The organism is Castellaniella sp. (assembly GCF_041677825.1).
Classification (GTDB): Bacteria; Pseudomonadota; Gammaproteobacteria; order Burkholderiales; family Burkholderiaceae_B; genus Castellaniella.
On record NZ_JBAYPG010000013.1, the window covers coordinates 1 to 14088 of the forward strand.

Below are 14088 nucleotides of genomic sequence, written 5' to 3' on the forward strand. Positions count from 1 at the left end.
GCCCGCCCCGTTGGGGCCGATGAGCGCGTGGATATGGCCCCGCTGGACCTTCAGGTTGACGTCATCGACCGCCACGAAGCCCAGAAAGGACTTCGTCAGGTGACGAGTCTCGAGAATGATGTCGGGCTTGGTTCCCATGATGCAGGGTTCCCTTTGAACTGCAGGTTGATCTCGGATAACCAGCGAATTATGAAACGTGCGCCGGGCCTTCTCCATAAGGGTTTTACAGGGTTGCGAGCTGGACAATTCTTGATTGGTGCGCTGCAGCAGGTGCCTTGAATGCCGTATTCATTTCAGGTAATCATTTGATTTTATTTGGATATTCGCACAGATCCCGAATCGGGCATTGGGGACATCTGGGCTTTCTGGCCAGGCATATGTGGCGACCATGGAGGATCAGCCAGTGGTGCGCATCGAGCAGATACTCGGCCGGAACCCGCTGCATCAGGTGGCGCTCGACCTCGAGTACGGTCTTGCCCGGGGCGATCCCGGTGCGGTTGGCCACCCTGAAGACATGCGTGTCCACGGCCATGACGGCGTGTCCGAATGCAGTGTTCAATACCACGTTGGCGGTCTTTCGGCCGACCCCCGGCAACGCTTCGAGTGCCGCGCGATCCTCGGGGACCGACCCCCCATGCCGCTCGATGATCAGCGTGCTGGTCTGCAGGATGTTGCGGGCCTTGGTGCGGTACAGGCCGATGGTCCGGATGGCATCCATCAGGCCCTCTTCGCCAAGCGCCAGCAGGCCTTCCGGGGTTCCGTGTTCTGGAAAGAACTGGCGTGTGGCCAGATTCACTGCACGATCCGTCGATTGGGCCGACAGGATGACAGCGACCAGCAACTGGAAGTGGGTCTCGTATTCCAGTTCGGTCACGGGCTTGGGATTGGCGGCCTTCAGGCGCCGGAAGCATTCGGAAACGACGGCGGGGGTCATGTGCGCAGCATGCGGGCGCGTGCCAGTGCGCGGGCGATCCGGTCTTGTTTGTCGTTTTCGTCGAGTTGCACGGGTGGTGGCTTGTTTGCGAGCGTGCGGGCTGCCGGGCCGTCATGCTCATGGTGCCGTGTGGCCAGCCGTTGCTGGCGGGCGGCATGGCGTTGGCCCGCGATGCGCTCGGCTTCGTCGGTCCATTGACGCGTTGTGGGCACCATGGTGATGCAGTCGACCGGGCAGGGTGCCAGGCACCGCTCGCAGCCCGTGCAATCGGCTTCGATCACGGTGTGCATGAACTGGCTGGCCCCCAGGATGGCATCGACCGGGCATGCCTGGATGCACAGGGTGCAGCCGATGCACAGGGATTCGTCGATGAGGGCGATGCGAAATGCCGGGCCGGCACCATGCGCCGGCCCGTAGGGCAGAGAGGGAACGTCGGTGTCAGGCATGGGCCCGTATGAAGCTGGAAATGCGCGGGTAGATCTGTTCGCGCCAGCGGCGCCCCGAAAAGATCCCGTAATGACCGCAATGCGCCGCCGTCAGGACTTCGCGCATGGACGGCGAAAGATTGGCGCACAGGGTATGGGCCGCGTGGGTCTGGCCCAGCCCGGAAATGTCGTCGAGAGCGCCCTCGACCGTCATGAGCGCGGTCTTGCGGATGGCACCGGGATCGACCGTTTGCCCATCGATCACCCAGGTGCCGCGCGGCAGGCGGAATTCCTGGAAGACGGTGCGGATGGTGTCGAGGTAGAACTCGGCGGGCATGTCGAGTACGGCGTTGTATTCATCGTAGAACCGGCGATGGGCTTCGACATCGCTGTCGTCGCCGCGCAACAGGTGCAGATAGTAATCGTAATGGGACTTGACGTGCCGATCGGGGTTCATCGCCACGAAGCCCGCGTGCTGCAGGAACCCCGGGTACACTTTGCGCCCTGCGCCCGGATAGCGTGGGGGCACCCTGTGGATGAGATTGTCTTCGAACCAGTCGTAGGGTTTGGTGGTGGCCAGGCGGTTGACCTGCGTGGGCGATTTGCGGGTGTCGATCGGCCCGCCCATCATCACCATGCTGCGCGGCTGGTTGGGGTCGTTTTCGGCGGCCATCAGCGAGAGGGCTGCCATGACCGGTACCGTGGGCTGGCAGACCGAAATCACGTGGGTGTCCGGCCCCAGGTGCCGCAAAAAGGCCTGCATGTAGCGCACGTAGTCGTCCAGCCCGAAGGTGCCGGCGCCGATGGGTACCATGCGGGCGTCGACCCAGTCGGTGACGTAGATTTCGTGATTCTGGATCAACGAGCGGGCGGTGTCGCGCAGCAGCGTGGCATGATGGCCCGACAGTGGCGCCACCAGCAGGACACGCGGATCCTTGCGCCGGATGTCGCGGTGAAAGTGCACCAGGCGGCAGAAGGGCCTGTCGATGGTGATTTCTTCCGTGACGGCGACTTCGCGGCCGTTGATCCGCGTGGTGTCCAGGCCCCATGCGGGCTTTTCGTATTCTTTGCCCACGCGGTGCGCGAGTTCATAGGCGGCCGCCAGCTGCCGGGACAGGGGCGTGTAGGCCAATGGGCTGTATGGATTTGAGAAGAGTTGTGAACCGGTTTCGGTAAAGGCCGAAAAGGGGCCGAGAATGGCTCTTTGAATCTCGTGCAGGTCATACAGCATGTGTTTTGGGCCTTTTGTCGTGGACAGCGTATACGGACAGGCGCACTCTGGATGTGCCTGGTTACAGTAACGTCAGTTCACAAAAACCCTATACTGGGATTTACCCGGATTCACAGGAACTCCGAAATGGGGGGGCCTGGAACAGCACGGGCCCTGTAGCGCCTCTGCGCACACCCCGGACAGGCCACCACGCTTCACGGGCGTTCGAGGTATTTCAGTTTGTCGGCCACACCGTTCCAGTCGTCGGCGCCGTCGAGTTCGCCCACCGAGCGGTTGATGGGCCCGAAGATGGGCGAGAGTTCGGCGTTCAGGGGGATGAAATCGACCTGGTCCTGGGGAACGTCTTCTTCGGCAAAGATTGCGTTTGCCGGGCATTCTGGCACGCACACGGCGCAGTCGATGCATTCTTCGGGGTCGATCACCAGAAAGTTCGGGCCTTCGCGGAAGCAGTCTACCGGACAGACGTCGACGCAGTCGGTGTACTTGCACTTGATGCAGTTTTCGGTAACGACGTGGGTCATGGTGGGTACTCCTGAAATGCTCGGACCGGCAAAGTCTTGCGACATTTTACCCGAATACTAGGGGTCAACCCGTATATCCCGCCCTGTTGTCAGGGATGAAACAAGGATTCCGGAGGCGGGTAGTATAGAGTTTTGTAACCCGGCCCGGAAATCTGGCCCTCTGGTTGGGGCAGCCTGCCATGAAATCCTCCTCAGTCTCCCTGTCGGCAGATCCTTTCGATACAGCCTGGCTCGAACGGGCGGCGCGCGGCCTGGATGCCGAAGGCCGCGGCGTGCTCCGACGCGCCCTCGACTGGGTGCGCGAGCCGCTCGAAAGCGCCCGTGCAAGTACGGGCGAACCGCTGGCAGGCCACAGTGCGGCCATGGCCGTGATTCTTGCCGAACTCGAGACAGATGCGGCCACCCGCGCTGCGGCGCTGCTGTCGGTCGAGCCCGAACCGGCAGGCGAACTCGCCCGTGATGATCCACTGCGCCAGGCATTCGGTGCCGAGGTCATCACGCTGGTGCAGGGGGTCAGGGCCTTGTTGCGGCTGAGCACGATGACCGGCCAGGCAGGCGCGCGCGGCGAGGGCAATCAGCAGGAAATGCAGCGCAAGATGCTGCTGGCCATGGCCGCCGACCTGCGTATCGTCCTGATCCGGCTGGCGTCGCGCCTGCAGTCCTTGCGCTGGTACGCGATCGGGCACGCGGCCTGCCCGGCCGAATTCGCCCGTGAAACGCTCTCGCTGTATACGCCGCTGGCCAATCGCCTGGGGATCTGGCAGCTCAAATGGGAGATGGAAGATCTTTCTTTCCGGTTTCTCGAGCCGGCAACCTACAAGGCCATCGCGCGTCAACTGGAAGAAAAGCGGGTCGAGCGCGAGGCCTTCATCGAGGCCGTCATCCGGCGCCTGCGCAAGGCCCTGGCCGAGGCCGGCATCCGTGCGGAGATCTCCGGCCGCCCCAAGCACATATACAGCATCTGGAACAAGATGCGCATCAAGCATCTGTCCTTCGACCAGCTCTATGACCTGCGCGCCCTGCGCGTCATCGTCGCCGACGAACGCGAATGCTATGCGGTACTGGCCCTGGCGCATGCGCTGTGGGTGCCGATTGCCGATGAGTTCGACGACTACATCACCCGGCCCAAGCCCAACGGCTATCGTTCATTGCATACCGTGGTGGCCGATGCTCAGGGCCGGGCCTTCGAAATCCAGATCCGTACGCACGAGATGCACTATTTCGCCGAGTACGGGATGGCCGCGCACTGGCGCTACAAAGAGGCCGGGGCCCAGGGCGGGCAGGTGGCGGCGTCCGGTGCGTATGACCAGAAGATCGCCTGGATGCGGCAGTTGCTGTCCTGGAAGGACGATCGGCGCCCGGATGACACCGCGGTCGCGGTCGCGCGTGATCCGCATATCTATGTCATGACACCGCAGGCGCGGGTGCTCGAGTTGCCGGCGGGGTCCACGCCCCTGGATTTCGCCTACCTGCTGCACACCGATCTGGGCCACCGTTGCCGGGGTGCGCGTGTCGACGGTCAAATGGTCTCCTTGTCCACACCGCTCAAGACCGGGCAGACGGTGGAGATCATCGCGGCCAAGTCCGGCGGGCCCTCGCGCGACTGGATCAATCCCCAGCTGGGTTTCCTGGCCAGCTCGCGGGCGCGTGCCAAGGTGCGCGCCTGGTTCAACGCGGTCGAGTTGCAGCAGCGCATTGCGCAGGGTCAGGCACTGGTGGAAAAAGAGCTGCAACGCCTCGGGCGCACGGCCATCAACCAGGAACACCTGGCGCAGCAGCTGGGGTTCGCGCGCGCCGATGACCTTTACGTGGCCGTCGCAAAAGAAGACTTCAGCCTGCGTCAGATCGACGCTGCATTCCAGGCGCCCGAACCATCGACCGCGCAGCCCGACGAACCACGGGTCTACGACAGTGGCGCAGGCAGCGTCTCGCGCACGGGCAAGAGCGGGGTGCTGGTGGTGGGCGTCGATGCCCTCATGACGCAGCTGGCGCGCTGCTGCCGCCCGGCACCGCCCGATGCCATCGAGGGTTTCGTGACGCGCGGCCGAGGTGTGTCCATCCATCGACGCGACTGCCCGTCCTGGGCGGTGCTGGCCCAGCGTCATCCGGAACGCTGTATCGAGGTGGCCTGGGGGGATACCGGCCAGAGCCTGTACCCCGTCGATCTGAGCGTGCACGCCCAGGATCGCCCCAACCTGCTGCGCGATCTGTCCGAAGTCTTTGCACGCCTGCGCTTGCGTGTGGTGCGCGTGACGACCCACAGTCGGCGCTCCCTGGCCCATATGGTCTTCACGATCGAGGTCCGCGATGGTGAACAGATCCGTGAGGCACTGGCAGCGGTCAATGAACTGCCCGGTGTCCAGGCCAGCCGTCATTAGCCCGCTGCTGCCACTGGCCAGCCAACGCCATTGACCAGCCACTGTCGTTGGTCCGCCACCATTGTTGGCTGATGGCGGCAAGCCTGCGTGGTACCGGTGCCGTGCGCAGCGGAGCGCAAGGTCGGCGCCGGGGGCGGCGTGCGCCACTCTGTCAGCCAGGCCGGTGGCTGGTAAAATGCCAGTTTGCCCGGCGGGTTCCTGGCTCGGGGCTCATTTTCGGAGAAACTGCACTTCATGTCCTATCAACTGCCCGATGCACACGGACACTTTGGCCGGTTTGGTGGGTCGTTCGTGGCCGAAACCCTGGTGCACGCCCTCGAAGCGCTGCGCGATGCCTATGCGCGGTATCGTGATGACCCCGAGTTCCAGCGTGAATATGCCTACGAACTCGAGCATTTCGTGGGCCGGCCCAGCCCGGTCTACCATGCGCGCCGCTGGTCCGAGCGCCTGGGGGGCGCGCAGATCTGGTTCAAGCGCGAGGATCTCAATCATACGGGTGCGCACAAGGTCAACAACTGCATTGGCCAGGCGCTGCTGGCGCGGCGCATGGGCAAGCAGCGCATCATTGCCGAAACCGGGGCGGGCCAGCATGGCGTGGCCACCGCCACGGTGGCGGCACGCTACGGCATGCCCTGCGTGGTGTACATGGGTGCCGAAGATGTGCGGCGGCAGGCCTCCAACGTCTATCGCATGAAGCTCCTGGGGGCCGAAGTGGTGCCGGTCGAGTCCGGTTCCCGTACGCTCAAGGATGCCCTCAACGAGGCCATGCGCGACTGGGTCACCCACGTCGAAGACACCTTCTACATCATCGGCACGGTGGCCGGCCCGCATCCCTATCCGCAGATGGTGCGCGACTTTCAAACCATCATCGGCCGTGAATGCCGCGAACAGATGCCCCGGGATGCCGGCCGCCAGCCCGATTACGTGCTGGCGTCGGTAGGCGGGGGGTCGAACGCCATCGGCATCTTCCACCCCTATATCGAAGAGGCCTCCGTGCAGCTGATCGGTATCGAGGCCGCCGGAGAAGGCCTGGGCTCGGGGCGCCACGCGGCGTCGCTCAACTGCGGGGTGGTGGGGGTGCTGCATGGCAATCGCACGTATCTCCTGCAGGATGAGCACGGCCAGATCATGCCGACACATTCGATTTCCGCCGGCCTCGATTACCCGGGCGTGGGGCCCGAGCATGCCTGGCTGAAGGAAAGCGGTCGGGCCCGCTATGTAGGCATCACGGATGCCGAAGCGCTCGCCGCCTATCATGATTGCTGCCACATCGAGGGCATCATTCCGGCACTCGAGTCGGCGCACGCGATTGCGCAGGCGATCAAGATGGCGCCCGAACTGTCCGCCGACACCATCATTCTGGTCAACCTGTCCGGCCGCGGCGACAAGGACATGCATACCGTGGCCGAACACAGCGGCATCACGCTCTGAGGGGGGCGGCATGAAGAATCAATCCCGTCTGGCTGCGCGTTTCGCCGCCCTGCAGGGGCGCGCCGCCCTGATTCCCTACATCACGGCGGGGGATCCTCTGGTGGGTTCCACGCCCGCCCTGATGCACGCGCTGGTTTCGGCTGGCGCCGACATCATCGAACTGGGGGTGCCGTTTTCCGATCCGGCGGCAGATGGCCCGGTCATCCAGCAGGCGGGCGAGCGGGCGATCGCGGCGGGTACCAGCCTGCAGACCGTGCTGGGCATGGTGGCCGAGTTCCGCACGCGCGATGCGCAGACACCGGTGGTGCTCATGGGCTATGCCAATCCGATCGAAAGCATGGGGCCGGGCCACTTCATCGAACAGGCCGCGCAGGCTGGTGTGGATGGCGTACTCACTGTCGATTACACGCCTGAAGAATCGGCGGATTTTGCGGCCGCCATGGAAGCCGCCGGTCTGGCGCCCATCTATCTGCTGGCGCCCACCTCCACGGTGGCCCGCATGCAGCAGGTTGCGCGGCTGGCGCGGGGTTATGTCTATTATGTGTCGCTCAAGGGGGTCACTGGCGCAGGTCACCTCGATACCGACGACGTGGCGCATCACCTGGCAGAAATCCGCCAGCATATCGATATCCCGGTCGGGGTCGGTTTCGGGATCCGTGACGCCGAGAGTGCGGCACGTGTGGCTCGGCACGCCGATGCCGTGGTCATCGGCAGCAGGCTCATCGAAGTCATCCGCGAGGCCGCCGGACAGGCCGGTGCCCAGGCCGCCATTCAGGCCGCTGCGGGCTGGCTGGCTCGGGTGCATCGGGCGATGGCCGGCATCACCAGGGAAAAATCATGAGCTGGTTCGAGAAAATCCTGCCGCCTCGCATCAATCGAAGCACCGATTCGGGTACCAAACGGGTGCCCGAAGGCTTGTGGGTCAAGTGCCCGTCGTGCGAATCGGTGCTCTACAAGGAAGATCTGCAGGCCACGCTCAATGTGTGCCCCAAATGCAACCACCACATGCGCATCGGTGCGCGGGCGCGCATCGACTCACTGCTCGATCCCGAAGGCCGAGAAGAGATCGGTGTGCGCATCCGTCCGACCGATCCCCTCAAGTTTCGGGATACACACAAGTACCCCGACCGGGTGTCCGAGGCGGTCAAGCAGACCGGCGAGTCCGAAGCGCTGGTGGTGGTCAGTGGCACGGTGCTCTCCGTACCAGCGGTCCTGGCGTGTTTCGAGTTCGCCTTCATGGGGGGCTCCATGGGTTCCGTGGTGGGTGAACGCTTTGCCCGAGGGGTGAAAGAGGCCATCCGCCGGCGCCTGCCATTCATCTGCGTATCGGCGTCCGGCGGGGCGCGCATGCAGGAATCCCTGTTCTCCCTGATGCAGATGGCCAAGACCACGGCCATGCTGCAGCAGTTGTCCGAGGCGGGCCTGCCGTTCATCAGCATCCTGACCGATCCCACCATGGGGGGGGTGTCGGCGTCGTTCGCCTTCATGGGCGATGTCGTGCTGGCCGAGCCCAATGCGCTCATCGGTTTTGCCGGGCCGCGGGTCATCGAACAGACCGTGCGCGAAAAACTCCCCGAAGGTTTCCAGCGGGCCGAATTCCTGCTCGAAAAAGGCGCCATCGATCAAGTGGTGGATCGGCGTGAACTGCAGGCCAGGGTGGCTCACTTGCTGGCGCTGCTCACGCGCCAGCCGATCGATGTCGTCAGCGGCTTTGCGGCACGACAGGGTGCTTCATATGCCTGAAGCCACCAGCGGGCAGGCACGGCCCGGCGGGCAGACACAGCGCCTGGTGCGCAAACACCCCGACGAATTGCTGGTGGGGCTGGTGTCGATATCCGATCGCGCGTTTGCTGGCCAGTATGCGGACCAGGGTGTGCCGGCCCTGCGGGCCTGGCTGCAGGACACCATCGTCGGTCCGATGCAGGTGGTCTCGTGCGTGCTGCCCGACGAGCGGGCACAGATTGCCGATACCCTGCGCGGGCTGGTCGACGATACGGGTTGCGACCTGGTCCTCACCACGGGTGGCACCGGCCCGGCGCCGCGCGACGTCACGCCCGATGCCACGCTCGATGTCGCCACGCGGGAATTGCCCGGCTTTGCCGAACAGATGCGCCAGGTCAGCCTGCACTTCGTGCCCACGGCCATCCTGTCGCGCCAGGTGGCCGTGCTGCGCGAGTGCCCGGATGGCCATGCGGCCCTGATCCTGAATCTGCCCGGCCAGCCCCGTGCCATTCGCGAAACGCTCGAAGGCGTGCACGCCAATGCCCAGTCGGCCGGGGTATCCGGGGTGTTTGCGGCCGTGCCCTATTGCCTCGACCTCATCGGTGGTCCCTATATCGAGACGCGTCCCGAACGGGTGCAGGCCTTTCGGCCGAAGTCGGCGCGGCGCCAGCAGTGATTCGCATTCCATCTTAAAATCAGCTCAGGCATTTTTCTTACACCATCATCTGGAGGTCTGATCATGGCTCTGGTTTCCATGCGCCAATTGCTCGATCACGCGGCTGAACACGGCTACGGGATCCCGGCATTCAACGTCAACAACCTGGAGCAGGTTCAAGCCATCATGGAGGCTGCGGCCGAAACCGACAGCCCGGTGATCATGCAGGCCTCCGCGGGTGCACGCAAGTACGCCGGCGAGGGTTTCCTCAAATACCTGATCCAGGCCGCAGTCGAATCCTATCCACACATCCCGGTGGTCATGCACCAGGACCACGGCCAGTCGCCCGATGTCTGCCGTGGAGCCATCGACCTGGGTTTTTCCAGCGTCATGATGGACGGCTCGCTGATGGCCGATGGCAAGACCATCTCTTCATACGAATACAATCTCGAGGTCACCCGCAAGGTCGTGCAGATGGCACATCCGCTGGGTATCACGGTCGAGGGCGAGCTCGGCTGCCTGGGATCGCTCGAAACCATGAAGGGCGACAAGGAAGACGGCCACGGCGCCGAGGGCACCATGACGCGCGAGCAGTTGCTCACCGACCCCGAACAGGCGGCCGATTTCGTCCAGCAGACCCAGCTGGATGCGCTCGCAATTGCGGTCGGCACCAGCCACGGGGCCTACAAGTTCACCCGCAAGCCCACGGGCGACATCCTGTCCATCCAGCGCGTCAAGGAGATCCACGCGCGCCTGCCCAATACCCATCTGGTCATGCATGGCAGCTCCAGCGTGCCCCAGGAACTGCTGGCAGAGATCCGTGAATTCGGCGGCGACATGAAAGAAACCTATGGCGTCCCGATCGAAGAACTCCAGGAAGCCATTCGGCACGGGGTGCGCAAGGTCAATATCGATACCGACATCCGCCTGGCCATGACCGGTGCAATCCGTCGTTTCCTGTTCGAGAGCCCGGCGAAATTCGACCCGCGTGAATACCTCAAGCCGGCGCGCGAGGCCGCCAGGAAGGTCTGCCTGGCACGTTACGAACAATTCGGTACGGCTGGTCATGCGTCCAGGATCAAGCCGGTCCCGCTCTCCGACATGGCTGCGCGGTATGCATCGGGCGAACTGCGCCAGCTGGTGAAATAAGTCGCGATGCGCACCCTGCTGCAGTCCGAAATCCGCTCCTTGCCGCTGCTGGGGCGCGGCAAGGTGCGCGACATGTATGCGGTGGGCGACGATCGCCTGCTGATCGTCGCCACCGACCGTATTTCAGCCTTCGACGTCATTCTGGATGATCCGATTCCCGGCAAGGGGCATGTGCTGACGGCGCTGACCGAGTTCTGGTTGCAGCGTCTGGGGCATCTGGTGCCTACGCATGCCACGGGCATCGCGCCCGAAGAGGTCGTGGCGCCCGATGAGCGCGATCAGGTGGCTGGCCGCGCCATGGTGGTCAAGCGTCTCCAGCCCATTCTGGTCGAAGCCGTGGTGCGTGGCTATCTGATCGGCTCGGGATACAAGGACTACAGGGCCGATGGGGCGGTGTGTGGCGTCGCGCTCCCGTCCGGCCTGCGTCTGGCTGACAGGCTGCCCGAGCCCATTTTCACACCGGCGGCGAAGGCCGAATTCGGTCAGCATGATGAGAATGTCGATTTTGCCTACGTGGTGGCCCAGGTGGGCCATGCCCTGGCCCACGAGATGCGCCGGGTCACGCTGGCCCTGTATGCCGAAGCCGCTCGCCATGCACTGGCGCGGGGCATTCTGATTGCGGATACGAAGTTCGAGTTCGGCGTCGACGCCCACGGTACCCTGCACCTGATGGACGAGGTCCTGACGCCGGATTCATCCCGGTTCTGGCTCGCGGAGGCCTGGCAACCGGGGGCCAACCCGCCCTCATTCGACAAGCAGTTCGTGCGCGACTGGCTCGAAACCCAGGCCTGGAACAAGACCGCACCGGCACCGCGCCTGCCGGCCGACATCATTTCACAGACGGCCGCCAAGTACCAAGACGCCCTCGAACGCCTCACTGGGGTCGACGCATGAGCACCCCCGCGGCGGTGCAGCCTGGCATGCCTGCCGATGGTGCCGTGGCCGTCGGGCTGGTCATGGGCTCGTCCAGCGATTGGGCCACCATGCAGCATGCCGCAGCCGTGCTCGATGAATTTTCCATTTCCTACGAGACCCGGGTGGTCTCGGCCCACCGCATGCCCCTCGATATGGTTGACTATGGCCGGCAGGCCCTGGCCAGGGGCCTGCGAGCCATCGTGGCCGGGGCGGGGGGCGCGGCGCATCTGCCGGGCATGCTGGCCGCCCTGACACCGGTGCCCGTATTCGGGGTGCCCGTGGCATCCCGGCACCTGCATGGTGAAGATTCCCTCCTGTCCATCGTGCAGATGCCGCGCGGGATACCGGTGGCCACGTTTGCCATCGGTGAGGCCGGCGCAGCCAATGCGGCGCTGCATGTCGTTGCCAATCTGGCCATCCATGATCCGGGCCTGATGCAGAGGCTGCAGGCGTATCGTGCGCGGCAGACTGAATTCGCACGGGCCATGGTCGTGCCTCCGGAGCCGGCATGAACGCTCTTGCGCCGTTGCCCTCCGGCAGCTGGTTGGGGGTACTGGGCGGCGGTCAGCTGGGTCGCATGTTCTGTCAGGCCGCCCAGGCGCTGGGCTACCGCGTCGCGGTGCTCGATCCGGCACCTGACGGCCCGGCTGCGCGCGTGGCCGATCAGCATCTGCAGGCCGCCTATGACGATCGCGCCGCGCTCGAACAGCTGGCCCGGCGCTGTGTGGCCCTGACCACCGAATTCGAGAACGTGCCGGCGGACAGCCTGCAGTATCTGGCCCGTACACGGGTCACGGCGCCATCCGCCCGGGCGGTGGCCATTGCACAGGATCGCATCCAGGAAAAGACCTGGTTCCAGGCCGCGGGTGTCGCCGTGGCGGCGCATGCCGCCATTGGTTCGGATGCCGATCTGTCCTCCTGTTCCCCAGCGCTGTTTCCGGGCATACTCAAGACCAGCCGCCTGGGATACGACGGCAAGGGGCAGGTCCACGTGCAGGATGCCGCCGCCGGTCGTGCAGCGTTCGCGCAGTTGCAGCGCGTACCCTGCATTCTCGAGGCGCTGCAGCCACTCGACCATGAAATCTCGGTGATCGTGGTGCGCGGTCGCAATGGCCAGGCTGTGGCCTATCCCGCCATCCGCAACCGGCACCGCGATGGCATTCTGGCGGTCTCGCTCTGTGATGGTTCGGTTCCGGCCGACCTGGCTGCTGAAGCCGGGCGCCTGGCGATGCAGGTGGCCAGGCATCTGGATTATCACGGGGTATTGTGCATCGAGTTCTTCGTGCTCGAGGGGGGGCGCTTGCTGGCCAATGAGATGGCGCCGCGGCCCCACAACAGCGGGCATCTGACGCAGGATGCCTGTCTGGTGAGCCAGTTCGAGCATCAGGCCCGGGTGCTTGCGGGTCTGCCGCTGGGCGACACGGGCCTGCTGTGCCCGGCGGCCATGGTCAATCTGCTCGGTGATCTCTGGCAGGGCACCGAGGGTGAGCCTGTCGAACCCGACTGGGCAGCGGTATTGCAGGTTCCAGGAACCCGTCTGCATCTGTATGGCAAGGACGCGCCGCGCGTGGGGCGCAAGATGGGGCATGTGAACATTCTTGCGCCTACGGCGGCCAGCCTGCATGAACGGGTCGCACAGGTCATGGGCGTACTGGGTCTGCCGCATGCCTGAGGTCGACGCCAGACGCATACTCGAAGCCGCCCAGCGTCTGGAGCAGGGGCGTCTGGTCGCCTTCCCCACAGAAACCGTGTACGGGCTTGGGGCGGATGCCGAAAACCCGCAGGCAGTGGCCCACTTGTATGCCATCAAGGGTCGGCCCGCCAGTCATCCCGTGATCGTCCATTTGTCACCCGAAACGGATCCGGCGTACTGGGCCGGTCACCTGTCGCCGGTGGCACAGCGCCTGATCTCGGCGTTCTGGCCCGGGCCGTTGACATTGATCCTGCCACGTGCCGCGCACATTCCGGATGTGGTCAGTGGCGGGCAGGACAGTATCGGCCTGCGCTGCCCTTCGCATCCCGTTGCGCAGATGCTGCTGCATGCATTCGCGGGGCTCAAGCCGCACGGTCAGGGGGGGGTTGCCGCGCCATCGGCCAATCTGTTCGGTCACGTGTCGCCCACCCGGGCTGCGCATGTACGACGCGAGTTCCCGACGCTGGATGAGCAGGCTTTGATGATTCTGGATGGCGGCGAGGCCGAGGTCGGTATCGAATCCACCATTCTGGACGTGTCGCGTCTGGAGTCCGGCCGGCCCCCCGTATTGCTCAGGCCGGGCCAGATCGGCACGGTGCAGCTGGCAGACATACTGGGTGAACCGCCGGCCAGCCCCGATGCGGGCGCGCCCCGGGCATCCGGTTCGCTCAAGGCGCATTACGCACCTCGCACACCCCTGCAGATCCAGTCCCGAGTGGCCTTGCAGGGGTGGCTCGATGCACGGCGAGGTCATGCTGCGGCCCGGGCGGCAACGGCACATCCGGGCCCCGAGGCGCATGTGCCCCGGGTCGCCATCATCGGCCTGGGGCCGGCCCCGGGCCCCTTGCCGCCCGGGGTGCAGTGGGTGGCCCTGCCTGCAGATCCGGCCGTCTATGCACACCGCCTGTACGCCTTGCTGCGCGAACTGGATGAGGCCGGTCTGCAGCAGATCCTGCTGCAGGAACTGCCTGACGAGGCGCTTTGGCAAGGTGTGAACGATCGCATTACCCGGGCGGCGGCCGCGTTTTCCTGAA

Annotated in this window: 14 protein-coding genes and 1 pseudogene; 10 read left to right on the plus strand and 5 right to left on the minus strand. The window is 64.8% G+C overall.

Features of this window, described 5'->3' with window-relative positions; genetic code table 11:
- The 5 genes and pseudogenes from WCY17_RS06955 to fdxA all read right to left on the minus strand — a co-directional run.
- Positions 1-138, minus strand: a pseudogene (locus WCY17_RS06955) (ABC transporter ATP-binding protein); the annotation flags it as partial.
- Positions 139-301: 163 nt separating this feature from the next.
- A complete protein-coding gene (nth, locus tag WCY17_RS06960) occupies positions 302-934 on the minus strand; it encodes an endonuclease III (RefSeq protein ID WP_372701456.1) in 633 nt (210 codons plus the stop codon).
- Positions 931-1380 (minus strand): RnfABCDGE type electron transport complex subunit B, encoded by a 450-nt coding sequence (locus tag WCY17_RS06965; RefSeq protein ID WP_372701457.1) that lies wholly within the window; start codon positions 1378-1380, stop codon positions 931-933. Before WCY17_RS06965 ends, nth begins: the two co-directional genes overlap by 4 nt.
- Positions 1373-2590, minus strand: a complete 1218-nt coding sequence (locus tag WCY17_RS06970) for a polyhydroxyalkanoate depolymerase (RefSeq protein WP_372701458.1) — start codon at positions 2588-2590, stop codon at positions 1373-1375. Before WCY17_RS06970 ends, WCY17_RS06965 begins: the two co-directional genes overlap by 8 nt.
- Before the next feature lie 194 nt (positions 2591-2784).
- Positions 2785-3111, minus strand: coding sequence for a ferredoxin FdxA (gene fdxA / locus WCY17_RS06975; protein ID WP_372684751.1), 327 nt, complete (start codon positions 3109-3111; stop codon positions 2785-2787).
- Positions 3112-3290: 179 nt separating this feature from the next.
- On the opposite strand from fdxA, the gene WCY17_RS06980 reads away from it, so the two are divergent.
- From WCY17_RS06980 to WCY17_RS07025, 10 genes are all read left to right on the plus strand, one after another.
- Positions 3291-5489, plus strand: coding sequence for a bifunctional (p)ppGpp synthetase/guanosine-3',5'-bis(diphosphate) 3'-pyrophosphohydrolase (locus tag WCY17_RS06980; RefSeq protein ID WP_372701459.1), 2199 nt, complete (start codon positions 3291-3293; stop codon positions 5487-5489).
- Between the two features lie 234 nt (positions 5490-5723).
- Positions 5724-6920 carry a tryptophan synthase subunit beta gene (gene trpB, locus WCY17_RS06985; RefSeq protein WP_372701460.1) on the plus strand — a complete coding sequence of 399 codons (1197 nt, stop codon included), beginning with the start codon at positions 5724-5726 and terminating at the stop codon, positions 6918-6920.
- Positions 6921-6930: 10 nt separating this feature from the next.
- Positions 6931-7761: a tryptophan synthase subunit alpha gene (gene trpA, locus WCY17_RS06990; protein WP_372701461.1), complete on the plus strand. Its 831-nt coding sequence runs from the start codon at positions 6931-6933 to the stop codon at positions 7759-7761.
- Positions 7758-8663, plus strand: coding sequence for an acetyl-CoA carboxylase, carboxyltransferase subunit beta (gene accD / locus WCY17_RS06995; protein WP_372701462.1), 906 nt, complete (start codon positions 7758-7760; stop codon positions 8661-8663). The genes trpA and accD overlap by 4 nt, the downstream gene beginning before the upstream one ends.
- Positions 8656-9318 carry a molybdopterin adenylyltransferase gene (gene mog, locus WCY17_RS07000; RefSeq protein WP_372701463.1) on the plus strand — a complete coding sequence of 221 codons (663 nt, stop codon included), beginning with the start codon at positions 8656-8658 and terminating at the stop codon, positions 9316-9318. The genes accD and mog overlap by 8 nt, the downstream gene beginning before the upstream one ends.
- A gap of 63 nt (positions 9319-9381) precedes the next feature.
- Positions 9382-10446 carry a class II fructose-bisphosphate aldolase gene (fba, locus tag WCY17_RS07005; protein ID WP_372701464.1) on the plus strand — a complete coding sequence of 355 codons (1065 nt, stop codon included), beginning with the start codon at positions 9382-9384 and terminating at the stop codon, positions 10444-10446.
- Positions 10447-10452: 6 nt separating this feature from the next.
- Complete coding sequence (locus WCY17_RS07010; RefSeq protein WP_372701465.1) at positions 10453-11340, plus strand: phosphoribosylaminoimidazolesuccinocarboxamide synthase; 888 nt, start codon at positions 10453-10455, stop codon at positions 11338-11340.
- A complete protein-coding gene (gene purE / locus WCY17_RS07015; RefSeq protein ID WP_372701466.1) occupies positions 11337-11873 on the plus strand; it encodes a 5-(carboxyamino)imidazole ribonucleotide mutase in 537 nt (178 codons plus the stop codon). Before WCY17_RS07010 ends, purE begins: the two co-directional genes overlap by 4 nt.
- The gene (locus WCY17_RS07020; RefSeq protein ID WP_372701467.1) at positions 11870-13033 is read left to right on the plus strand and encodes a 5-(carboxyamino)imidazole ribonucleotide synthase; all 1164 of its coding nucleotides are present in this window, start codon (positions 11870-11872) and stop codon (positions 13031-13033) included. Before purE ends, WCY17_RS07020 begins: the two co-directional genes overlap by 4 nt.
- Positions 13026-14087, plus strand: coding sequence for an L-threonylcarbamoyladenylate synthase (locus tag WCY17_RS07025; RefSeq protein WP_372701468.1), 1062 nt, complete (start codon positions 13026-13028; stop codon positions 14085-14087). The genes WCY17_RS07020 and WCY17_RS07025 overlap by 8 nt, the downstream gene beginning before the upstream one ends.
- The last annotated feature ends 1 nt before the right edge of the window (position 14088 follow it).